Here is a 22,310-nt window from a genome sequence, read left to right as displayed (position 1 = left end):
TGATCAAGGGTGGCAAAAACAGGCCTGCTTTGCATCTTCTACGTGCCCATTCTGAATAGATGCCAAAATCGCTAGAATCTTGGTCTACCTGCTATTTTGTTCTGCAGCAAAAAATTGTTTATAATCTCTAGTATAGAGAAGTCATTCAATATTTTATGTGAGAATATGTATGCAAAATGATGATATGGCCAGGTTACAGCAGGCGCGACAGGCGCTGCAACAGGGGAACCCGCAGGAGGCGTTTCGGATCGTTCGTCCCGTTTTGAGGTATTCGGGAAAAACCTGGGCGCAAAGCGACTTTGTGGAGGCGTGGAGCGTCTTTGCTGAGATCTCCACGGTCCTGGCAAGCGAAGAGTTTACCAATTTTGTGTATGCAGTTATACGTAATCCTGAAGATGTACAGGCTCTGTATCATTTAGGGTATCAATTGTTTGAACAAAGCCTCCACGACCTGGCGGCAACGGCACTCGCCCGAGCACATGCCCTGGCTCCTGATTCACCTGGCATACTCAACGAGCTGGCAAGTGCTTTGGAGACCATGGGCATGAACGCAGAGGCCTGTCGTCTACTCCAGGCCCGCCCCAAGGTCATACAGCATAATTATCTGAGCCGTTATCTGCTGGCCTTTAACGCGATCATGAGCCGTGATCTAGAAACTCCACGCAGACTGCTTGAATCGCTCCAACAAGAACCAGATGAGCATCGAGAGGAACTGGCAGGGCGTATTGCTACCATGCTGGCCCGCGCCGATGCGATCAAAGGCGTTTCCTCGCTGGACCAGCAGGATCTACGCGGTTGGCACTATATCTTAACGGGTGCCTTCTTGCTCCATCTCTCACCTTATGGCTTTGACGAGGGCATGAATGGACGCTATGCCTTTGTGCAAGATACACCAGGTCTCTGCCTGGAGGGTATCCTTCGCCTGGCAACTGCATTGAAAGAAATAGGCATCTCTGTCCCGCGCGTCTTTGCCTTGCCTGAGCGGGGCAGTACTATTCTTGCCCGGGCACTGGCGCTGAAACTTCACGTTCCGCTTGTGGATTGGAGTAATGAGGGGCAAACAGAGCCAGGCCTGATCGCCGCTTATGATCTGAACCTGTTGGATGGCCCAATTCTGGTCTCGCTTCGTCAGCATCATCCAGGGCAGGTGCTCTGGAGCCATGCAACCTGTTGGACAGAATCTTTCCCCTTAACCGCTGACTTTACAACCTTCTTCTATCAGGTGAACCATGCCCCATGGGAAAGCCAGATGAGCGTTGATCCCGATACCAGGCAGATGGTACATTCCCAGCCAGATGAACGCGATGCAGCCAGTATTGCGGCAGAACTGCTGCAAGCTCAGGTAGAAAACGAGGCATTCGAGGATTTGCCAAAATTACAAGCCCTGACGAAGGCGGCTGCTACCGCTCACGGAGCAGCTATACCAGCAGCATTGAACACCAGGGGGCTTCGCCAGCAGCTATGGGATAGCTCACCCGTCAAGAGTTCACGTTTCGCATAGGCTTCTGCCCTGGAGGCTAATCACGAACAAGACGGCAATCCTATTTTCCAAGATTTGAAAAACACACTGCATCTTTCGTGCATATCTTGCGCAGATAGACATAAAACATCTATACTGCTATACAGTTGATGTTGCCTTTTATTGAAAGGTAAAAGAGCGACCCGGGTGTGGCAGAGTGCACGAGCAATGATGTCTTGCGCTTTAATATTCCCAATAGTGGGTTGCTCTTCTTCTTGAACATGAACCTTTTTGGGCACGACGATACAAATCGCCAGGGGTCACAAGCACGAACCGTCTAAGTTTCAGACACACCTCTTCAATGCCCTGGTAAGCGAGTGACTCAATCGAGTACGGGAGTCTATGCAATCGTATGCTCTCAAAGAGGCGTAGTCACAGTTGCTGTAGGCAACTCTCTCGTCACCATCCTTTGCTAGGCTTGTAGAGCACATACTATTTCAGCTAAAGAGGAACAGGCATGTGCTCCTTCTCGCTCAAATTGTTCTTGCGCCACAAATCCAGTTGTGACCCCAATAAATCCTATACCTGCATCTCGTGAAGCATAGTAATCCATCAACGCATCGCCAATGTAGAGGACCTCTTGACGAGTGATCCTTTTTTCGCTGAGCAGTTTGAGTGCTTTCTCAAAGACTTTAGGATCGGGCTTATGAACAGGTTCGTCGTCTGCCCCCTGCAGAAGAAAAAACTGGTCGACGGGGAAACCCAGGCGCATCAAATCGTTTCTCGCCCTCGAGCCGAGGGTGGAGGTGATCACGCCAACTTCAACACCTGCATCCAATAAGGCATTGACGATCGCAAGCCCATCTTCCTGGACCTCTTTGAGAAATTGATCTTCCAGCGACACGTTCGCCTTGAGCATGTTTTCGGGAGTATCAGCCTCTTGATACAAAATGGCTATCATCGGTTCAAATGGCATCCCCCAATGCTTTGCCAGAGCTTCGTCGGTCAGATCGATATTATAGAACTGCTTCGCGACCGCCTTATGATGAGCCCACTTAATAACCGCGGTTTTTAAGAGCGTGTCATCCAAATCAAAGAGAACGGCTTTATATTTCATATGCATCATCCATAACTATATATACAAATTTAACGCTTAGTATACAGTATCCAACACCGCTCGTCCAAGTGCATCTTCCAGTATTGCCGATTGTCCCTCACGCGGGGTGCGAAGCTCTAGAAGCCCCTTTTCGACCTGCTCGTGCTGATCAACCAAAGATGCCATAGCTATCTCCTTTCCAGGAATAAGCGGGAAGAGCTCTGTTCCGCTTAACAGTTAGTCGTGTTTTAAAACGTCGAAAACACAACACGAGTGTTGTTTTTCAGGCGGTTCATGCTCAAACCTCTTATTTCTGAAACTGCGCAATACCGGGCATGATGAACCGGGACTTCTCCACCCTCTCCAGTGGGAGGCATTGCAACCCGATGCTCAGCATCAGGGCAAGGACTGTCAAATCGGCGCTTGCTGCATAGACCGCCCATGGATCTACTGCATTGAAGACAAGGCCTCCCAGGACGAAACCAAAAATTAAGGCCAGACTAAACGTCTCCCGGAACCAGCCCAGCAGGCGACCAGCCCTCGGTTCGGGACCTGTCCTGGTGATGAGCCACAGCAAGGTGGCCGTACACAAGCCTACTGCGGAAACGAAAAAACCGACGCAGCCCAGCGGGATCGCTTTTTGTTCCCCCAGGCGGCTGACCGCCGGGTTGAAAGGAACGCTGTCCTTTGAATCCTTCTACTCGACTCATCCGCGTGCTAAAGACGTTTGGAAATCAATGCCCTTCGCGATTGCCTGAGCCATCTGTTCCCCTAAGAGGCGCTCGACCACATGCAAAGCCATATTGAAACCTGATGTTACTCCAGCTGAGGTAATAATGGTCCCCTCATCGACAAACTTTCCTGTGCGTTGGACCTGGATCTGAGAAAACTGTTGCTCAAACAGATCGAGTGCAGCCCAATGGGTAGTAGCTCGCTTCCCATTGAGGAGCCCTGCCTGGGCAAGGAAAAAGGCCCCCGTACAAACTGAGGTCATAAGTTGGCTCTGGGAGGAAGCGCGCGCGATCCAACGCATGACCTCATCCTGGGCAATGACGTGGGCAATGACGCCAAGATTGGCACCAGGGACGACCACGATATCAAAAGCTGGAGCCTGTTCAAACGAATAATCGGGCTGAAGACGAAGCCCATTACTGGCTTGGAGAGGTATGCCTGCCTGGGAAACGGTTCTGACGACAAAAGGGTGATTCTCAGAAGTATCCTGACCCAACAGACCTTTTTGGAGATCACTTATGGTATATCCTGCACTATGAAAAACTTCATAGGGACCAGCTACATCCGTCAGATCCACATGATCAAATAGCAGAATCCCTACGGTCCATTGTTGCTTCATCAAATGTCTCTCCTATGCTTAAACTACGAACGTTCGCGTTTATGGCGATTCAAAAATCAATGAAGATCGTTAAAAAAGATCGGTTATGGCCTTCTTTCTCCTCTGCGGGGAAGTGCTACGACGAGAACACGCTTTGAGCGTGTTATCAGGGACACACGCTTGTTTCTTTCAAAAGATGCCCCGTTTATAGCTCATCCTGTCGATGGGCCGTCATCCGCAGGCCGCCTCGTGGTCGCAACGTGATCAGTGGCTCCGGGATCACTTTTGCCCCTGGTAGGAGGCGAAACTGATATCGAGGCAGGATTGTGGCCAGGATGAGCTGCGCTTCTGTGAGAGCAAACTGATTGCCAATACAGCCGCGCGGGCCACCCCCAAAGGGAATGTAGGCGAAGCGATGGCGCCCGGTGGCCCGCTCCGGCGCAAAGCGCTCCGGATCGAAGACATCAGGCTGTTCCCAGAAGTCAGGATGTCGGTGGGTCACTGCCGGAAACAGCAGGACAAACGCCCCTTTGGCAATGCGATAGCCACCAATTTCATCCTCAGCGAGCGCCTGACGACCAAAGACCCATGCGGGTGGATAGAGACGCATGGACTCCTCCAGCACCATCCGTCCAAACGTGAGCTGGGGCAGATCCTCTATCGTCACCGCACGTCCGCTCAGGACGCGAGTGTACGCCTCTCGGAGCCTGGCGTCTATCTCCGGGTGCTGTGAAAGCAGCAGAAGGGTCCAGGTGAGCGCGCCGGACGTGGTCTCATGACCGGCGACCATGAGGGTGATGACCTCATCGCGTAATTGCAGGTCGTTCATGCCAAGGCCCGTCTCTGCATCCCGCGCTTCGAGGAGCATGGTAAGGAGATCGTTCTCACTCCCTGTCGCTCTGGCCTTTCGTCCAGCGATCAACTCATCAACAACGGCGTAGAGGGCGTCTCTCGCTTTGTACAGGTCATGACGCTGAGGGGTCGGCAGGGAGAGCAACCCTGGCATGTAAAAGGCTTGTGCTTCCAGTCGAATGGCGGTGCCCAGCGCCTCAAACACCCGCTGCTTGTAGGGGAGCATGTCTGCGCCAAAGAGCGCTTTACATACGATGGTCAAGGTCAGACCACTCATCTGTTGAAACACATCAAGAGGATCTGACGCGTCCAGTTGCGTTTCCTCAAGCCAGGCCGTCGCCCCTTCGGTCATCAATTGGCCAAAGCCCGCGATGCGACTGCGATGAAAGGCTGGTTGGATCAAGCGACGTTGCGTGAGCCAGGATTCTCCATTGTTAGTGAGCAGTCCATTGCCCAGTGTTACCCTGAGCACTTGATCGGAAGGCCCTCCCTTGCGGTAATTTTGGTGATTCTCCTGCACGACGTGGCGTACCCCATCGGGATGAAAGACCAGGGTCCAGGGACCCATCATTGTCTGCAGCGTCACGACATCTCCGTAGCGCTCGCGTAGTTCTCGCGCAAATGAAAGAGGATCTTGTCCAAATTTGATGGTATTCCAGAGTGCTGTCGGCCACGGCGGTCCGGGGGGGTGCTTAATCCCCTTCGCTTGCGAAGCGCGAGACGTTGTCGGTTGTGGTGTCACTATCGATGGAAACATGTGTTGTTCTCCTTAAAGACAAAAGGGACGGATAACTCAGGCACTCAGGTGTCTTTGAGCACCTCCATGAGCGCCTGTGCGAACAAGGACGGGTAGAATAGGAAGCTGAAATGTCCGCCAGAGAGCTGGACAACGTTCCTATCCAGTTCCCTGACCAGCACCCGGCTCGGCTCAGAGGGAGGGCAACTGGTCCTGAGAGCCAAATCTGCTCATGGCTCTCATTATCTGAGTGCTACTTTTACCTGCTTTTATTTTTATTTCCTGCTTTATTTTTACTTCTCTAACAATATGATTTTTTACACGTATTCTGATATTAAACGTCTTTGAGAACATGTATGAGTACCTGTGCAAACTCGGCAGGGGAAGACCGAAAGCCGAGATGTCCACCGGGAAAATCGACAACAGTGAGATCGAGCTGTTCTGCCAATACCTGGTTCGGTCGATATGTCATCTGGTGCTTGGAGTCATGTCCGCCAGCGAGGACGATCTGCTCAGCGTGCGCAGCAAGCTTCGCGAGATCAAGCTCAACGCGTGGATACTGACGCAACTCGTATTCCATCCAATACCTGGTATTGGAAACCATAGACGCACTGGCATGTTCACGCCTCACCTTCTCCATTACCTGCAGATCGATGCTTCCGAGTATCCCCTGATTGAACTGATACATGGCTTTGGGAATCTCCTCAGTGCGGTAGGTGTCGTAGACTCCGTCAAAAAAGGCGAGCCATTGTGCTGCATCATCCAACAGCTTCACGACTGGCGGCTCATGGGCTACCAGCGTCTGGACCCACTCAGGATGCCGCGTGAGGACTTCAAGCGCGACAATGGCTCCTGAACTACTGCCAAAGACCATCGCCGGTTTGTCGCTCAGGTGCTTGATCAAACGCAGGACATCATCGGCATCGACCGCGAGTCGATGATCGTAATCTTGAGTTCCATCAAGCTTGCTCCGCGAAAAACCACGGCGATCATAGATCACCACCTGGTACTGTGAGGTCAAGTGATGGATGAGCGGACGGAAAGACTCTCCCGTACCACTCGCTCCCGGAATCAAGATCAGGAGGGACCCGGAGCCGCTCACTTCGTACAATAACTGCGCCCCTGGAACGTTGAGAGTACTCATTGACTTCCCTTCTTTCTTACTTACTATGCGAGCGTTGAATGAACGGAGCTGTCTGTGCGTTCCTGTCCTGTCTTTTGTCCCTGGTCAGTTGCGCTCTCTTCAGTGGTGATCCCTTTCCTCCGTTCATTCTGCTTCCCCTGCCCATAAGAGGTCATACCTCGCGGCTTGTATATGGCCAGTCCTGTGAGCATGATCAATACCACCAGCGTGGCTCCAGAGGTGGCGACCAGTTTGATTTGTATCCCATAGGGATAGGCATTCAGGATAGTCGCTTTTGCCGCGAGGTCTGCCAGCAGGTCAATAAACTGTGTGTGAACGAGCAAGAGAAAGACCGCGCCGGAGGTAACTACCAGTTTTGCGCCACCGCGCCACCTGGTACTTCCGGTACAACATCATACCGTTTACTCATCATAGTCTCCTCGCGTCTATTCATGAGACATGTTGTCAATATGCACACAGGCACCGCAACCGCATGTGGAAATGCGTGCATCTCAGCATTTGTATGCGCGGACGATGCTTGCTCCCGGAAACGAAGAGAAGCTTGAGGGCGACATCTCTTCCGTCGCCAGCTGGTCGAAACCGGCCTCCTTGAGAAGAGCCTCCAGATCTTGGAGGCGACTTCCTCCGGCATGGAAATTCGCCGCCAGGCTCGCTCGATCTTGTTTGTGCTTGAAGTCAGCGATCACCAACCGCCCCCCAGGTTTGAGCACACGAGCAATTTGGGCCAGTCCCTGACGCTTGAGCGGCATCGGTAGATGATGCATCATCAAGGTCGAAAACACCACATCAAAGCTCTGATCCGGGAAGGGGAGCCGCTCAATAGCCCCCACCAGGAACTCGACGGAGAGGTTGCGTCGCCCTGCTTTCGCACGAGCACGGACTATCTGTTGTTCTCCTGGATCAATGCCTGTGACGCGACCTGTACGGCCGACGCGACGGGCAACCTCTATCGCCAGGGTTCCTGTACCACAGCCCACGTCCAGCACCTGCTCTCCGGGTTGCAATTGTGCCAGGCTGATAGTCCTCCGCCTGAGCTTCTGAAACGTTCTCTGGAAGGAAAAGGTATTGTGAAACCATTCCCCCAGGTCATAACGCCAGCCAGAGTTGATAACCAGCCCTTTCGTTTCTTTCGCTGATGCCGAGTCAGCCGAGCTGGGGTGATGATGCGGGGACGAGTGCATAGATGGTGCTCCTTTCAGACCCCCCCTCTTGTGAGAAGAGAGCGTATTGACAAGTTGCGTAGGTTGAGACAGAATATCTCAAATGAGTGATTCCGTCTGATTTCAAGTGTAGTCGGACGGGTAGACGGAAACAAGGTTCAATCGGGCAGATGTGTCCCAAATGAGACAAGGAGCAAAAAATGACTCGGCAAGGGAAGAATTGGCGTCTGAGATGAACACAGACGTTCGCATTTGTGCATCACTTTTCCGTACGGAGGCTATCCAACGGCTGAGAGATATGGTCTCATGGGCCGATTCCGCGCGGATCAAGCTGCTTGTCTTGCTGTTCTGCTTTTTGATATACTGTCCCTATGGGAAAAACGCGAGCCTTCCAGAACATGCACAATGCCGCACCAGCACTCACCCCTTTTCTTGGTCGATCACAGGACATGGAGGAGATCGGCGCTCTGCTTGCCGATCCATCCTGCCGCTTATTGACGCTCACTGGTCCCGGAGGCATCGGCAAAACCCGCCTGGCGATGGAAATTGCTTCTCATCATCAGGCGTTCTTCCCTGATGGCATCTTCTGGGTGTCGCTCACGCAGCTCTCCCGCAGCGATGATCTCCTGCCAGCCATTGCCAAAGCCACTCCATTTTGTTTTCAGCAGGAGAGCCGCAGTCCACGTGAACAATTCTTTGCGTATCTGCAGGAAAAACACGCGCAACAGGTGCTGCTGGTGCTGGATAATGTGGAGCATCTGCTGGAAGGGGTCGATCTCATCGCTGACATGCTGGCAGCCACAACCTCCTGGAAAATCCTCGCGACCTCCCGTGAAGTGCTCAATCTCCAGGAAGAATGGGGCAGGCCGATCACGGGTCTCACCTATCCTGCAGCCCACGCAGAAGAGCGTGCAGCAGAGGAATATAGTGCCGTGCAATTGTTTGTGGAGCGCGCACGCCGGTTACGTCGTGATTTCGTTCTGTCTGAAGACGAGCAGGGAGTGAGAGACATCTGCCGATTGGTCGAGGGGATGCCGCTCGCGCTTGAACTGGCGGCTGGCTGGCTGAGGACGCTGCGTCCGACGGACATTGCCCAGGAAATCCAACGCAATCTGGATCTGCTGGCAACCCGTGCGCACAACCTGCCAGAACGCCACCGCAGTATGCGTTCCGTGTTCGCTTCCTCCTGGCAATTGCTATCTGAAACGGACCGCGAAGTGTTCCAGAAGCTCTCCGTTTTTCGCGGTGGATGAACGCGCGAGGCCGCAGAACGCGTGGCAGGTGCAGAGCTTTCGACGCTGGCCAGACTGATCGACCAATCGCTGGTGCGCAGGAATACGATGGGGCGCTACGAGGTTCATGAACTGCTGCGACAGTACGGCGCAGAACACCTGGAGGCGGCTGGCCAGACAGAGGCGGTCCAGCAGAGATATCTCGCCTATTATCTGAAACTGCTTGCCCAACGTGAGCGCGACATCAAAGCACACCACCGGACGGGTAAAACACCTGGTCATCACGAATCCGTCGGTTCAACCCGTTTCCTACATGGGAATGTGGGCGGCGCTACGGTTACCGCCGCTGGTCCTTCGGGACCACCTGATGCACTCAGGACGAATCTACTGCAATGGGTGGAAAGTATCCGTGAAGCTCCGTTCGTCGTATGCCACACCCATCATGCTTCGATTCTGTGGCTAAGGCAAACAAAAGTTAAGGATAACAGCACTTAATAGTAGATTTTAGTAACGGTATCTCCTGATGTTTGTTGATGGTGTTCTCAAATGAATTGGTAGGGGTATAGTATTCTCCAAGTAGGATGAGGGCCTGACAGGTACGGTTGACCTGTACCTGCCAACACGCTCTAAATGAAACCGCCGTTCGCACGCAGGACCTGTCCAGTGATCCATTCAGCTTCCTCGCTTGCCAGAAACAGCACCGCTCTGGCAATATCTTCCGGTTCACCAAGACGACCAAAGGCAATCAACCGCTTGAACGTCTCAATTTGCGCTTCTGATTTATCAGCGGAAAACAGGTCCGTGTTCACCGGTCCAGGGGCGATTGCATTGATCGTAATGTTTTTGGAGCCCAACTCCTTAGCAAGCTGCCGAGTGATTTGTTCAACGGCGCCTTTGGTGCCCGCATAGAGACTGTAGGTAGGAATCATTTGCCCAAGGACAGAGGAGGAGAAGTTAATAATACGGCCACCTGCCTGGAGGTACCTGGCTGCCAATTGGCAGGCAAAATAGGTTCCTTTCACATTGATAGCAAACTCCCGATCGAAATCCTGTTCCGTGATCTGTTCAAGAGGCCTGGTCGTCATAATCCCGGCATTGTTGACGACAATATCAAGGCGTCCAAATTGTTCAATGGTGGCCTGGAACAAAGCTTGCAGGTCTGCAATGTGACTGACATCTGCCTGCACAGCCAGAGCCTGACCGCCGTTTTGCCGAATACGATGCACGATCTCATCAGCAAAACCTTTGTTGTGAGCATAATTGATGACAACGTTCACTCCGTTGGCAGCCAACGCTTCTGCGATGGCCTGACCGATTCCGCGTGATGCTCCAGTGACAAGAGCGACTTTGTTGACCTGAGGTGTACTCATTCTAGTATCTCCTAGAAGAATCTTATCAAGAGGTAATTTCCTTATCGCGAAGCAGGGACCGTATGTCATCGGTTTTCTCTGCTTCCTCGATTACACATCCATTACATGTGTAGAGTATAGAGGAGATCGGTGGGGCAAATCTTGGACATTCTTATTGTCAGTTTGGATATTTTGACGATCTTTGTGGCAATGGAACTCACACCATAGCGGTCTCAGCGTGCTCTGAATACGCACACGACCGCTTCGCTGTATGAAGCCTTCGCTCCTGCCCTGGCGCGCCGCTTGTGCGAAAAATTGGAAATCCATTACATTATAATAGTCCCATATATGTATCATGCGAGACCACTGCATCATCCCCGACCCGATCGGCATAGGCGACTCCAACAAGCTATCCGGCAGTGGCCCCGAATCGTATCGCTTCTCTGATATAATTTACAGAATGATAGGTATCCTTAAAAAGGAGGATAGAGGCGATGGAAAGAAAGATCACCGGTTCTACTCAAGCCCATTCTCAGCAGGGAATACTTCGCTCCAGCGAGTCTCTGGCATGGAAAAACATTGTAATTGAACAACGCTATCATGCTGGCGGAGAATATGTCTTTCCGGGTTCATCATCTCACATGATTTGCCTGCACCAGGGGTCGCCCATCCAGATTGAGCAAGTACGAAACGGGCGGATACTTCATCACACCATGGCTCGTGGGAATTTACAAATCGTGCCTGCCGGGACTGAAAGCATATGGCGCCATACAGATGGCGCTGAACATATGCATGTTTTACTCACCCCCGCTTTGCTTCAAATGGTCTCAGATGATTACAATCAGCAGCATATCGAGCTACTGGACCATTTTAGTGTGCAGGATACGCGCATTCAACACATCAGCTCAGCCATGTTAACAGAACTCCTTGAAGGAGGGCCATCGGGACGTTTCTACATTGAGGGCCTCACCACAGCGTTAGTGGCTCATCTGATTCATAAATACACGAGCACCCCTCACGATCCACCAGAGATCACAAAAGGCTTGCCGCCACACCTGTTACGAAAAATCACGTCTATCATTGAGGATCGGCTCTCCGATGATCTGGGACTCGCCGAACTCTCAGCTGAAGTAGGCCTGAGTGCATCCCACTTCTCAAGTCTATTTCGCCAAACAACCGGACTCTCTCCACACACCTATATCGTGCAACGCCGTCTCGAACGTGCCCAACACCTGCTCAAGTCAACCCGACTTTCTATCGCTGAGATAGCCACGACAGTAGGATTTTATGATCAAAGCCATTTAACTCGTCATATGCGACACGTTCTCGGGGTCACTCCATCCTACATCCGAGAACACCTATCCTACAATCGTGACAAAGATCATCAACATGCACAAATCTTCAGCCAAACGTACGCGCCGTGAGCACGCTACGGGCAACGCTGTCCACGGCTTCATCCCAGCCATCCCGTATAGCGGCGCGCCAGGTCGCGTAGGTCGTCGTTATCGATGTGAGCACGCAGGCGTCCAGCACGCCGAAAGCCCAAAGAACCTTTACGAAAGAATGTAAACTGGAAGGGTTCGACTGGCCAACACGTCGGGGAAACCGATCACAGAGATTACTCGTGATCTTGTGAGCCTGCCCCGCTTTTGTAGGCTCTACAAAAGCGGGGCAGGCTCAAGGAAGCAAGAGATAACCTTCCATCTGACACCCCATCTTTGCGATGAATGCACAAACTTCTTAGCAGTGACGATAGATGGTGGTCTTCGCCACCCCGGATCGGCGAGAAACTTCCTCGACGCTGACACCCTCTAACCCGCTTTCGGTCAAGAGCTCAGAAGTCGCCCGAAGGACACGCTCCTTTGAGCGCCGAACCCGATCATCGATGGGGGGATGAGTACTCCTGTTCATTGGTTTCCTTTCCTACGCTGAACGAACGACGTCTCTCTTCGCCACGTCTTGACGTTCTCTTTGTTTATATGATACACTACTGTTGCGCTACGATACCGTAGCGTATTATAGACCGTGCAAACATGCAATCACGAAAGGAACTCTCTTATGAACTTCGTCTCGATCCGCGTCATTACCGACGATGTGAAACGTCTGGTTCACTTCTATGAACAGGTGACGGGCCTGTCAGCGAAATGGTACACGGAAGATTTTGCCGAACTGGCTTCGCCTTCCTCTCTTCTCGCGATCGCGAGCACGCGAACGATCGGGCTCTTCGGAGCAAACGTTGCTTCCCCGGCTCAGAATCATACGGTGATCATCGAGTTTCTGGTCAATGACGTCGACCAGGAATATGAAAAGCTCAAGAACATCATCAACGAATTTGTGATGGAGCCGACAACCATGCCGTGGGGGAATCGCTCCGTGCTATTTCGCGACCCTGACGGAAATCTGGTCAATTTTTTCAGACCGACCAGCGCAGACGCCATCCAGAAATATGAACCCTAAGTCTTCTCCTTTGAGTGGACCTCCCTTGCCATGGGATGTTTCCAGAAGCGAGAGAACCTCTTTGCGCGAGAGGAACACCTACCACAGAAAACGCGTCTTTCAGTGCTGGAGCCTGGGATCGCTCAAGCACTGAAAGAATGAGAAAAGAGAAAGAGAAAGAGGATTTTTTCTTATGGATATTCAGGATAAAGTTGTGATCATTACAGGCGCATCTAGCGGCATTGGCCTGGCTACCGCGCGTCTCTTTGCTCAAGAAGGGGCAAAGGTCGCGCTTGCGGCGCGTTCTGCCGATACGCTTCATACCATTGTCAATGAGCTTCATGAGCAACATCGTGAGGCGCTCGCGGTTCCGACCGATATGAGCAAAAAGGATGAGATCGAGTCTCTAGTGAACAGAGTATTTCAGCAGTATGGACGCATTGATATCCTCATCAATAATGCGGGACAAGCCGTGCGTGGCCACGTGGCTGATGTCGATATTGATCAGTTTCGCCAGATTTTTGAGCTCAACGTGATTGGTCCTGTAGAAGCGATGCAGGCGATTGTCCCAAAGATGCGTCAAAACGGCGGAGGTCTGATCATCAACGTCAGTTCGACTGCTGCACACATGCACCTGCCCGTCATTGGTGCCTACGCCGCGACAAAGGCTGCCCTCAATATGATCTCTGATACGGCACGAGAGGAGTTAGCTTCAGAGAATATTCGCATCACCACGATGTTTCCTCATGTCACGGCAACGAATTTCGGCAAAAATAGCATGGCAACTCCAAAGACCAATCATCTGCGCCCACAACTCAACGTACCAGAACCCGATAGTGCTGAAGCGGTGGCTCAGAAGATTCTCGATGCGGCACGCCATGAGCCGCACGAGCAATATATGGATCGTTAAGCGATCTGACGTAGATATTTCCTGAAAAAAGAGAGGATTCTGATGTCAGAGCAACAGAGACAAGATACATATGTCCATGCGAAACCGAAAGAAATCTTCGAATCCATGATAGAGGCTGCGAATCGTCACGATCTGGAAGCGATGGTGACCTATTTTGCACCCGATTATCGGAGTGAACTGCCGTTTTCCCCGGAAAGAAACTTCACCGGTCAGGCAGGTGTACGAAAGAACTGGAGCTTCTTCTTCTCAACCATGCCAGATTTCCGGGTAGAGATCCTCAGCGAAGCGATAGAAGGAGATAGTGTATGGGCAGAATTGTTCTTCCATGGAACACGGGCGGACGGAGTGAAGCAAATGATGCAAGGGGTGAACATCATGAAAATTCAAGGCGGGCAGATTGTCTGGGGAAAGCTGTATCAGAGTAGCGTTCAGCAATCGCCTACATATTGATGCAACAGAACCATACGTCAATACGAGAGTTCATGAGGAAGAGGTTGCGATAAGCTCATCGCAATCTCTTCATTCTCATATCAAGCATTCCAATTTCCTTGAAATATGATGCTCATGCAGCAGCAGGTGATAGCGATTACTGGCATACTCATTTCCCCTATCTGAATGATGGATCAGCTCCGCTCCTGGCGGCCGCTGAAGCAGGGCCATCTGTAACGCGGCATAAACCAGCATTGAACCGTTCTATTTGAAGTAGAGCAGATTTCTCTTCTTTGACCCTCCAAATTCGGATCATCCGCAACTTTCGTGCATTTTCAAGAAGCTCTTCTGAAAAAGTCCTGACTCCATCGGCTCAGACAGGAGATTATCCTGCTTGAGCCATCGACTGGAGTTCGACCTGATATCCCATGCGTTCGAGCTGTCGGACGAGCTGCTTCTGAACGACCTGGTGATCCCGTTCGTTGAAGTAATTGCCTCCCAAATCCTGATAGGTTCCGCCATCGCGCAGCAGATGATACACAATGACCAGAATGCTGTGTCCCACCGCCACCGCTGCTTTCTTGGGTCCTCGCCGAGCGGCCAGGCGACGATATTGTGCTCCCAGATACGTGTTCTTGGTTCGGCCAGCTGCGTGTGCCGCCTGGATCAGCAACCGACGCGCATGCAGGTTGCCTTTACGGGTCTTGCCTGAGAGGCGTTTGCCCGCACTCTCATGATTGCCTGGACACATCCCCACCCACGACGCGAGGTGTTTGCTCGAGGAAAACTGGTTCATATTCACCCCGATTTCTGCCAACAATCCCTGGGCCACCTGCTCACTGATCCCGGGGATCTGGTCAAGGTGCCTGACCGCCTCCTGCCAATTGAGAGGGGGTGCGTCGGCATCAGAGGATGCAGGAGCTTGAGGGGCTTGAAGGGGCGACTCACCTCCCTCGGCACTCGGCTCATCATCCTCCGGTGGATCTGGAGGATCCAAACGGCGTGCAATTTCCTCGCTGACCCGCATGATGGCCTCATTGAGATGATCAATCTGTCTGAGGTGCTCACCGAGCATGAAACGATGATGTGCTGTCACGGTTCTCCTCAAGGCCCCCTCAAGGACCTCCTGGCTCGCGCGAACCCGCCCTACCGCCAAGGCGGCCAGACGTCCTGGATCCGTTTCTCCAGCCACCATCGCACGTAGGATCAGCTCAGCGGCTTTGCCCAGGACATCGGACACCACATCCCCCAGCTTGATATTGGTATCCTCGAGCGTCTTCTGTAAGCGGTTGACTTCTCGTGCTCGTTCCTCCACCAGCTTTGTGCGATACCTCGTCAACTCGCGCAAGTGCCTCTGGGAAGCCGAAGGGATGAAGCTCGCCGAAAGCAGTCCGTGGGAGAGCAAATCCGCAGGGCTTCTCCCCGCTGGGGAGGAGGTTAGAGAGGACAGCCCTGGATACTGAGCTGAGGGTCTTTTTCCCCACTCATCGCAAGCGGCCTCGTGTCGCACGTTTGAATTCTGCGGTGTACACACGCTGCTTTTTGGCCATTGGATCCTCCTGAGTCGAAGTCTATCACACGTTTCTTCCTCGACTCCACAAAAACGGGGGAAGTCCAGAATACCAGAAGGCATGTATGAGATTGCTCTGCAAGTCCTGTGTGCAAGAAGCTCCACAAGGGGTAGAGGTGAAGTTGGCCCAATTGCTAAACCTAAGTTCCTGCATGATGTTCATCCACATCCGTCAAACCATATCTAAGAACAACGGGGATCTACAGGTGGTTTCCACTTGAAAAGCTGCTTGCCTTGCTGTGCAGCTTTTTGATATACTGCCTTTATGGGAAAAACGCGAGCCTTTCAGAATATGCACGATGCTGCACCTGCACTCACCCCTTTTCTTGGTCGATCGCAGGATATGACGGAGATCGGCGCTCTGCTTGCCGATCCATCCTGCCGCTTATTGACGCTCACCGGCCCTGGAGGCATCGGCAAAACCCGCCTGGCGATGGAAATTGCTTCTCGCCACCAAACGTTTTTCCCCGGTGGCATCTTTTGGGTGTCGCTCACGCGGCTCTCTCACATCAATGATCTCCTGCCAGCCATTGCCGAAGCCACACCATTTTGTTTTCAGCAGAAGAGCCGCAGTCCACGTGAACAATTCTTTGCGTATCTCCGTGAAAAACACGCGCAACAGATCCTGCTCGTACTGGATAATATGGAGCACCTGCTGGAAGGGGTCGATCTCATCGCTGACCTGCTGGCAGCCACAACCTCCTGGAAAATCCTCGCGACCTCCCGTGAAGTGCTCAATCTCCAGGAAGAATGGGTCAGACCGATCACGGGTCTCACCTATCCTGCAGCCCACGCAGAAGATGCAGCAGAGGAATATAGTGCCGTGCAGGTGTTTGTGGAACGTGCACGCCGGATACGTCGTGATTTCGTTCTCGCTGATGACGAGAAAGGTGTGAGAGACATCTGTCGATTGGTCGAGGGGATGCCGCTCGCGCTTGAACTGGCGGCTGGCTGGCTGGGGACGCTGCGCCCGGCTGACATTGCCCAGGAAATCCAACGCAATCTGGATCTGCTGGCAACCCGTACGCATAACTGGCCAGAACGCCACCGCAACATGCGTTCCGTGTTCGCTTCCTCCTGGCAATTGCTATCTGAAACGGACCGCGAAGTGTTCCAGAAGCTCTCCGTCTTTCGCGATGGATGGACGCGCGAGGCCGCAGAAAGCGTGGCAGGAGCATCGCTTTCGACGCTGGCCAGACTGATCGACCAATCGCTGGTGCGCAGGAACGCGGTGGGGCGCTACGAGGTTCATGAACTGCTGCGACAGTACGGCGCAGAACACCTGGAGGCGGCTGGCCAGACGGAGGCGGTCCAGCAGAGATATCTCGCCTATTATCTGAAACTGCTTGCCCAATGTGAGCACAACATCAAAGCACACCACCAGGACGCCGCTTTAGACATCATTGCGGCTGATTTTGAAAATGTGCGCCACGCCTGGCACCTGGCCGTCCGCCAGAAGCAGGTGGTGGCGCTGGGTGGAGCGCTCGAAAGCCTGCACCTCGTCGCCCATGCCGGACGCGCACACGACATCGTTCCCCTGTTCCAGGAAGCGGTTGAGCAGTTCCCCCCTTTTCCCGACGTCGAGCAACGCGCGATCCTCCATCGCCTGCAGGCGCGGCTGATCCGCCTGATCGTGCTGGACAATCTGCGCATTGAACGACCTCTGCGCGCAGAGATTGATGACTGTCTGGCAGCGGCGCGGGCGCGGCAGGATCAGGCGGAGATAGGCTTCTGTCTGATGGTCTCGGGCCTGGTCGCCAGGTGGGAGGCGGATGAGACCCCTCCAGATGCTGATAGCAGGGCAGGCAGACTCTTTCAAGAGAGTGCAGCCGTCTACGAAGCACTCGGCGATCCGTTCTACCAGGCAGAAGTGCTGTCCTTGCAGGCAGCAACAACCGCTCAGGAAGAGGTCCAGGTGAGTCAAGCGCTGCTCACGCAAAGCCTCGAACTGCGGCGCGAGATTGAAGACCGCCATGGGATCGCCTGGATTACCCTCAGTCTGACCGATGTCATGCTTGCTCAACTGGATTACGTCGCCTGTGAGCGGTATGCACGAGAGGGACTGGCGTTGATGCGTGAGATGGACAACACGAAAGGCATGCTCCATGCGCTGTTCGATTTGGCGGAATTGATGCTGTTCAAAGGGGAACTGGAAGAAGCGCGGGCGCTCGCCGAAGAGATGCGCGACCTGGCGGACAAGACCAACGACCTCAACAGCAAAATGTTCTCGGAGGGAGTCCTGGCGTTGCTGCTGTGTGTGAGGGACGAAGCCTATCTGGAAGGCGCAACGCTGGCCAGAAAACAGCAGATGCTGGCGCAGGAGCCATTTTATGGTGATCGCCACGAACTGAGTGCTCATTGGGGGCAGGCGATCGCTGACTGCGGACTGGGCCAGTATGCCGCAGCTCGGCGAAGCTACCCCGAGTGCTTAGGACGACGTAGTGATCCTGGTCCTGCGACGATCTGTCTGGCGCTTGAAGCCGCCGCGCTCACCCATGAGGAGATGTGGGAAGCCGCGATCGAACTGCTGGGGCTGGCTTTTCACCAACCAGGCTGGGCGAGTGGCTGGCTACATCACTGGCCGCTCATCGCACGCCTATGCAACGACCTGAGAGGCAAACTGGACGAGGAGACATACCGGGCCTCCTGGGAACGCGGTGCTGGCCAGGATCTGGAGACAACGATCCGCTCGATCCTGGGGCAAGTGGACGAGGCCCCCCGCAAGAAGACGAACCAGATGTTACTCGAACCGCTGAGCGGGCGGGAACTGGAAGTCCTGGGCCTGATTGCCCGGGGGATGAGTAATCAAGCGATTGCCCGACGCCTGGTACTGAGCGTCAACACTGTCAAGGTCCACACACGCAATATCTACGGCAAGCTGGGCGTCAGCAGCCGCACTCAGGCCCTCGCCCAGGCCACGAGATTCAAGCTCCTCTAACGAGGCTCGGCTTCCTGTTCCACCTCCAGAAAATACCACTGTCTGCAAGAGGAGAGTACTCCTTTTGGGTGATCCTACTACTACCATGTGTTGTCTATGCTTATGACATCATCGATGAACGGTGAAGGTCGTTTCGATGAGCAATTGCATCCGACAAATCGAGGCATCTCATTCGACCAAAAGGAGGAAAGACAACATGTGGGGATACTCTTTTCAAGGCGTCAAGATCGTTCACGAGCAGATGGTTCAGGAAGCGCTGGAACATCGCGCTTTGCCACGCAGCGAAAAACGCGTTCGCCGCTCTCCCTTGAAGCACATCTTTAGAGCAGTGCAGACTCATTTCACTACCTCTGCCTGCCAACCATAGGCAGCTCTTTTCTGCTGTAACGGGGAGGAGTTATGCAGCGAGTCCTGAGCCGCGACGAGCATGCCTCTCTCTCCGAGTCGAGACTGCTCCTCTCCTGGCACCCTTTTTTCTACCTGTAAAGCGCGACATAGGTAGGCTCCTTTAGTATATTCCTCAACGCTATAGTCTCTTCTCAGAGAGACGCTGGAGTAGCTCTAATCGTTCCCTTTTACTATCTGTTATTACATCCCGTTTCCTGAGATCGGTTGATGGCATGCTGTCTAGTATTCTTTCTCTAGCATCCGCCCCGCTCAATCTCTGATTGACCGACAGGATACTGTTTGGGCTTGATTCCCTTCTAAAACGCTTGATTCGTTTGAGCGAGATTTTTGCGGTGACTGGTTCAGTATCAACTAACATTGATAGTGCGTTGCCCAAAGGTGTGGATGGTTCCTTGACTTTTGGCATGTAATGGAGAGTGTGCCAACAGCAAGTCTTCCATAGAAGCCAATTTACACTATCACGCAAAAAACCTTGCCGCACTCTCCAGCATCCTAAAAAACGCTTGCTTTTCATAGGTGATATCGCGATGCATATGCTTCTATCCCTTCCCACAAGTTTTTACACCATCGATTGCAATACTCACCTATCTTTTCTATAACAGCATCATAGACCCAATGCGGTTTCTCCACCAGGTTGACAGCCAAATCCCCCGAACAAGACAATTGAAGACGTATCATGGTGCGCCGGTACGCATGCACGTTTGAGCTTGAAATCCCAGAAAAGACATCCTCTGTGTTCCCTCCGTTGAAGTGAGATTGGTAAGACTGGTATCAAACAGGGGGCCGAAAGGGTACCCAATAAAGGAGCCTGAGAAGAGGGTTCAGGAGGCATTCTCAAAAGTGCTGTGTACCGTATTACAGCCAACTTGACAGCCAATTTCAAAAACAGCGTTTAGGCATCAAAAGGCTTCTAAAACGCCACAAAAATAGCATAGAACGGTACACGAAATGAGCACACAAAACACTTCTCGACTGCACGCATTTGCGACCCTGCACTGGTATGACGAAACCATCAAGTTCATCTTCAACTTGTCACCAAGAGCAGCGAACTCCTGTTGGCTGCTGGTATCATGGCAGTACCGCCAATTTTCTCACCGACGGCAGCGTCATGCAAGGGCACGCGGCCCTCTCAGACGCCTGAGCACAGGCCACTATTGATGGTGAGTTTCAATCTCTACCGAGATACTTTCCCCTCTGCAGCCACGCGCCGACCACTGGGCGAGCATATTACTGATGAGTTTCAATCTCTACCGAGATACTTTCCCCTCTGCAGCGTACCACATCTTTGTCTATCCCATATGCTGATGCCTGTTTCAATCTCTACCGAGATACTTTCCCCTCTGCAGCATCGTAGTCGCACGCGTTTGGATCATACATAAAATGTTTCAATCTCTACCGAGATACTTTCCCCTCTGCAGCCTTGCGTAGTTTATTCTCACTGGCCAGCTTGTTAATGTTTCAATCTCTACCGAGATACTTTCCCCTCTGCAGCGGAACGGTGGAGTTGGTTAAGTATTGCAGTTTTGAGTTTCAATCTCTACCGAGATACTTACCCCTCTGCAGCCATGAGACGGAAACGATCGCTCGCGAGGTGACCGACGTTTCAATCTCTACCGAGATACTTTCCCCTCTGCAGCCTGAGGCCCCTGTAGCTCCATCAGTTGTCACACCGAGTTTCAATCTCTACCGAGATACTTTCCCCTCTGCAGCACAAGCAGCTTAATTACTGCTTTTCCATTTGCATCGTTTCAATCTCTACCGAGATACTTTCCCCTCTGCAGCGCAGCCACTACACGGAGTAAGGGACTATGATAAGTGTTTCAATCTCTACCGAGATACTTTACCCTCTGCAGCATACGCAGACCGATGGGAGAGGAGACACCCGGAATGAAGTTTCAATCTCTACCGAGATACTTACCCCTCTGCAGCGCCCGAGGAATCCTGAGCCCCAAAACGCCAGAAGGAGTTTCAATCTCTACCGAGATACTTACCCCTCTGCAGCCCGGACTCAATATCATCAGTGGAAACATAAGCTTGACGTTTCAATCTCTACCGAGATACTTACCCCTCTGCAGCGATGAACGCGATCGGTTTGCTCGCCTACTGCCTCTTTCGTTTCAATCTCTACCGAGATACTTACCCCTCTGCAGCCCAAACTATCGAATATCCCGACAGAAGCAATGAAGCGGTTTCAATCTCTACCGAGATACTTACCCCTCTGCAGCACATAATCAGGCGTGCGCCCCACCGTACTGCATCGGCGTTTCAATCTCTACCGAGATACTTACCCCTCTGCAGCTTAGTGCATAGTTATAAATTGCAACTTCATCTATCGGTTTCAATCTCTACCGAGATACTTACCCCTCTGCAGCTTCTACCTTTCCCAGGGTGAACCCGGTGTTCAACGCGTTTCAATCTCTACCGAGATACTTACCCCTCTGCAGCTTCTACCTTTCCCAGGGTGAACCCGGTGTTCAACGCGTTTCAATCTCTACCGAGATACTTACCCCTCTGCAGCGTAGCCATGATACTGCTGCTGGCCATGATCGCCCAGTTTCAATCTCTACCGAGATACTTACCCCTCTGCAGCCTGGAGGATGGCGCATCGATGGCGCTGGTAGCAGAAAGTTTCAATCTCTACCGAGATACTTACCCCTCTGCAGCCAATTCCTGCGGACCACATGGCCCGTAAAATGCTCTTGTTTCAATCTCTACCGAGATACTTACCCCTCTGCAGCAAAAAGCCCGATGCCTGGGTGAGTGTGAGCGTGATGTTTCAATCTCTACCGAGATACTTACCCCTCTGCAGCGTGGCTCATCAATATGGGCGCGCATCCGTTTGACAGTTTCAATCTCTACCGAGATACTTACCCCTCTGCAGCGGAGGTACTACAACCCTCCACACACACGCACACACACGTTTCAATCTCTACCGAGATACTTACCCCTCTGCAGCGGCGGCTGCTTCGTGCCGCCTGAGGAGAAGGCAGAATCAGTGTTTTGCGAGGCACGACGTATTTCGTGCCATCAGGGTACTTCATATGCCTCCAATATATCAACTATACATGAGAATGACTCTGTTTACAAGAGCCTGAGAAGCCATTTTAGAGCTACAGCGCATTGTTGCGAGGCAGCGAGATCAGCATTTTCACCGCTGCGTGCCTCGCAACAATGCTTTTATCAGAATACATACCTCTGTATTATTGTATTGAACAATCAGTTAGTCATGTTAGCCTATGGACAGCATTGATTTGCCACCCA

Annotated in this window: 19 protein-coding genes, 1 pseudogene and 1 CRISPR repeat array; of the genes and pseudogenes, 9 read left to right on the top strand and 11 right to left on the bottom strand. The window is 52.6% G+C overall.

What is annotated here, in order from left to right:
- Positions 1–169 precede the first annotated feature (169 nt).
- Together KTT_RS32040 and KTT_RS37490 are read left to right on the top strand one after the other, a co-directional pair.
- Positions 170–1,501 (top strand): tetratricopeptide repeat protein, encoded by a 1,332-nt coding sequence (locus KTT_RS32040; protein ID WP_126601726.1) that lies wholly within the window; start codon positions 170–172, stop codon positions 1,499–1,501.
- A gap of 167 nt (positions 1,502–1,668) precedes the next feature.
- Entirely contained in the window at positions 1,669–1,800 is a 132-nt protein-coding gene (locus KTT_RS37490; protein WP_268904557.1) for a hypothetical protein, read from the top strand.
- Positions 1,801–1,931: 131 nt separating this feature from the next.
- On the opposite strand, the gene KTT_RS32035 is transcribed toward KTT_RS37490, so the two are convergent.
- The 7 genes from KTT_RS32035 to KTT_RS32010 all read right to left on the bottom strand — a co-directional run bounded on the left by KTT_RS32035 (position 1,932) and on the right by KTT_RS32010 (position 7,798).
- Positions 1,932–2,576 (bottom strand): HAD family hydrolase, encoded by a 645-nt coding sequence (locus tag KTT_RS32035; protein ID WP_160146284.1) that lies wholly within the window; start codon positions 2,574–2,576, stop codon positions 1,932–1,934.
- Positions 2,577–2,612: 36 nt separating this feature from the next.
- Positions 2,613–2,741, bottom strand: coding sequence for a hypothetical protein (locus KTT_RS37485; protein WP_268904556.1), 129 nt, complete (start codon positions 2,739–2,741; stop codon positions 2,613–2,615).
- Positions 2,742–3,261: 520 nt separating this feature from the next.
- Positions 3,262–3,906 (bottom strand): DJ-1/PfpI family protein, encoded by a 645-nt coding sequence (locus KTT_RS32030; protein WP_126601724.1) that lies wholly within the window; start codon positions 3,904–3,906, stop codon positions 3,262–3,264.
- 184 nt (positions 3,907–4,090) lie between these two features.
- Positions 4,091–5,494, bottom strand: coding sequence for a cytochrome P450 (locus tag KTT_RS32025; protein WP_126601723.1), 1,404 nt, complete (start codon positions 5,492–5,494; stop codon positions 4,091–4,093).
- A 313-nt stretch (positions 5,495–5,807) separates the two neighbouring features.
- The gene (locus KTT_RS32020) at positions 5,808–6,617 is read right to left on the bottom strand and encodes an alpha/beta fold hydrolase (RefSeq protein ID WP_126601722.1); all 810 of its coding nucleotides are present in this window, start codon (positions 6,615–6,617) and stop codon (positions 5,808–5,810) included.
- Positions 6,618–6,640: 23 nt separating this feature from the next.
- Positions 6,641–6,940 (bottom strand): hypothetical protein, encoded by a 300-nt coding sequence (locus tag KTT_RS32015; protein WP_126601721.1) that lies wholly within the window; start codon positions 6,938–6,940, stop codon positions 6,641–6,643.
- Positions 6,941–7,108: 168 nt separating this feature from the next.
- The gene (locus tag KTT_RS32010; protein WP_126601720.1) at positions 7,109–7,798 is read right to left on the bottom strand and encodes a class I SAM-dependent methyltransferase; all 690 of its coding nucleotides are present in this window, start codon (positions 7,796–7,798) and stop codon (positions 7,109–7,111) included.
- A 350-nt stretch (positions 7,799–8,148) separates the two neighbouring features.
- Between KTT_RS32010 and KTT_RS32005 the strand changes: the two genes are divergently transcribed.
- Positions 8,149–9,030, top strand: coding sequence for an ATP-binding protein (locus KTT_RS32005; protein WP_126601719.1), 882 nt, complete (start codon positions 8,149–8,151; stop codon positions 9,028–9,030).
- A gap of 21 nt (positions 9,031–9,051) precedes the next feature.
- Positions 9,052–9,504 carry a hypothetical protein gene (locus KTT_RS32000; RefSeq protein WP_126601718.1) on the top strand — a complete coding sequence of 151 codons (453 nt, stop codon included), beginning with the start codon at positions 9,052–9,054 and terminating at the stop codon, positions 9,502–9,504.
- Between the two features lie 131 nt (positions 9,505–9,635).
- On the opposite strand, the gene KTT_RS31995 is transcribed toward KTT_RS32000, so the two are convergent.
- The gene (locus KTT_RS31995) at positions 9,636–10,379 is read right to left on the bottom strand and encodes an SDR family oxidoreductase (protein ID WP_126601717.1); all 744 of its coding nucleotides are present in this window, start codon (positions 10,377–10,379) and stop codon (positions 9,636–9,638) included.
- Positions 10,380–10,852: 473 nt separating this feature from the next.
- Between KTT_RS31995 and KTT_RS31990 the strand changes: the two genes are divergently transcribed.
- Positions 10,853–11,782 (top strand): AraC family transcriptional regulator, encoded by a 930-nt coding sequence (locus KTT_RS31990; RefSeq protein ID WP_126601716.1) that lies wholly within the window; start codon positions 10,853–10,855, stop codon positions 11,780–11,782.
- Positions 11,783–12,098: 316 nt separating this feature from the next.
- Here KTT_RS31990 and KTT_RS31985 read toward each other — a convergent pair whose 3' ends face one another.
- Positions 12,099–12,269, bottom strand: coding sequence for a TetR/AcrR family transcriptional regulator (locus tag KTT_RS31985; protein WP_235845934.1), 171 nt, complete (start codon positions 12,267–12,269; stop codon positions 12,099–12,101).
- A gap of 147 nt (positions 12,270–12,416) precedes the next feature.
- Between KTT_RS31985 and KTT_RS31980 the strand changes: the two genes are divergently transcribed.
- From KTT_RS31980 to KTT_RS31970, 3 genes are all read left to right on the top strand, one after another.
- The gene (locus tag KTT_RS31980) at positions 12,417–12,815 is read left to right on the top strand and encodes a VOC family protein (RefSeq protein WP_126601715.1); all 399 of its coding nucleotides are present in this window, start codon (positions 12,417–12,419) and stop codon (positions 12,813–12,815) included.
- Positions 12,816–12,987: 172 nt separating this feature from the next.
- Entirely contained in the window at positions 12,988–13,704 is a 717-nt protein-coding gene (locus KTT_RS31975) for an SDR family NAD(P)-dependent oxidoreductase (RefSeq protein WP_126601714.1), read from the top strand.
- Between the two features lie 42 nt (positions 13,705–13,746).
- Entirely contained in the window at positions 13,747–14,154 is a 408-nt protein-coding gene (locus tag KTT_RS31970; RefSeq protein ID WP_126601713.1) for a nuclear transport factor 2 family protein, read from the top strand.
- 90 nt (positions 14,155–14,244) lie between these two features.
- Here the strand turns inward: KTT_RS31970 and KTT_RS37950 are convergent.
- Together KTT_RS37950 and KTT_RS31965 are read right to left on the bottom strand one after the other, a co-directional pair.
- Positions 14,245–14,385 (bottom strand): annotated as a pseudogene (locus tag KTT_RS37950) (IS3 family transposase); the annotation flags it as partial.
- 133 nt (positions 14,386–14,518) lie between these two features.
- The gene (locus KTT_RS31965; protein ID WP_160146283.1) at positions 14,519–15,538 is read right to left on the bottom strand and encodes an IS110 family RNA-guided transposase; all 1,020 of its coding nucleotides are present in this window, start codon (positions 15,536–15,538) and stop codon (positions 14,519–14,521) included.
- A gap of 508 nt (positions 15,539–16,046) precedes the next feature.
- Here KTT_RS31965 and KTT_RS37580 point away from each other — a divergent pair.
- Complete coding sequence (locus KTT_RS37580) at positions 16,047–18,641, top strand: LuxR C-terminal-related transcriptional regulator (RefSeq protein ID WP_160146282.1); 2,595 nt, start codon at positions 16,047–16,049, stop codon at positions 18,639–18,641.
- A 1,572-nt stretch (positions 18,642–20,213) separates the two neighbouring features.
- A CRISPR array of direct repeats spans positions 20,214–22,005; the repeat unit is 37 nt; unit sequence GTTTCAATCTCTACCGAGATACTTACCCCTCTGCAGC.
- Between the last annotated feature and the right edge of the window lie 305 nt (positions 22,006–22,310).

This window comes from Dictyobacter aurantiacus (assembly GCF_003967515.1).
GTDB classification, from domain to species: domain Bacteria; phylum Chloroflexota; class Ktedonobacteria; order Ktedonobacterales; family Ktedonobacteraceae; genus Dictyobacter; species Dictyobacter aurantiacus.
The sequence above is the reverse complement of the archived record's forward strand: the minus strand, read 5'-3'. Positions and strand labels throughout refer to the sequence as shown.

Bases quoted from the DNA above. Each gene is read 5' to 3' on its own strand.
- KTT_RS32040 (WP_126601726.1), top strand. From the start codon at position 170: ATGCAAAATGATGATATGGCCAGGTTACAGCAGGCGCGACAGGCGCTG.
- KTT_RS32035 (WP_160146284.1), bottom strand. From the start codon at position 2,576: ATGAAATATAAAGCCGTTCTCTTTGATTTGGATGACACGCTCTTAAAA.
- KTT_RS37485 (WP_268904556.1), bottom strand. From the start codon at position 2,741: ATGGCATCTTTGGTTGATCAGCACGAGCAGGTCGAAAAGGGGCTTCTA.
- KTT_RS32030 (WP_126601724.1), bottom strand. From the start codon at position 3,906: ATGAAGCAACAATGGACCGTAGGGATTCTGCTATTTGATCATGTGGAT.
- KTT_RS32025 (WP_126601723.1), bottom strand. From the start codon at position 5,494: ATGTTTCCATCGATAGTGACACCACAACCGACAACGTCTCGCGCTTCG.
- KTT_RS32020 (WP_126601722.1), bottom strand. From the start codon at position 6,617: ATGAGTACTCTCAACGTTCCAGGGGCGCAGTTATTGTACGAAGTGAGC.
- KTT_RS32010 (WP_126601720.1), bottom strand. From the start codon at position 7,798: ATGCACTCGTCCCCGCATCATCACCCCAGCTCGGCTGACTCGGCATCA.
- KTT_RS32005 (WP_126601719.1), top strand. From the start codon at position 8,149: ATGGGAAAAACGCGAGCCTTCCAGAACATGCACAATGCCGCACCAGCA.
- KTT_RS31995 (WP_126601717.1), bottom strand. From the start codon at position 10,379: ATGAGTACACCTCAGGTCAACAAAGTCGCTCTTGTCACTGGAGCATCA.
- KTT_RS31990 (WP_126601716.1), top strand. From the start codon at position 10,853: ATGGAAAGAAAGATCACCGGTTCTACTCAAGCCCATTCTCAGCAGGGA.
- KTT_RS31985 (WP_235845934.1), bottom strand. From the start codon at position 12,269: ATGAACAGGAGTACTCATCCCCCCATCGATGATCGGGTTCGGCGCTCA.
- KTT_RS31980 (WP_126601715.1), top strand. From the start codon at position 12,417: ATGAACTTCGTCTCGATCCGCGTCATTACCGACGATGTGAAACGTCTG.
- KTT_RS31975 (WP_126601714.1), top strand. From the start codon at position 12,988: ATGGATATTCAGGATAAAGTTGTGATCATTACAGGCGCATCTAGCGGC.
- KTT_RS31970 (WP_126601713.1), top strand. From the start codon at position 13,747: ATGTCAGAGCAACAGAGACAAGATACATATGTCCATGCGAAACCGAAA.
- KTT_RS37580 (WP_160146282.1), top strand. From the start codon at position 16,047: ATGACGGAGATCGGCGCTCTGCTTGCCGATCCATCCTGCCGCTTATTG.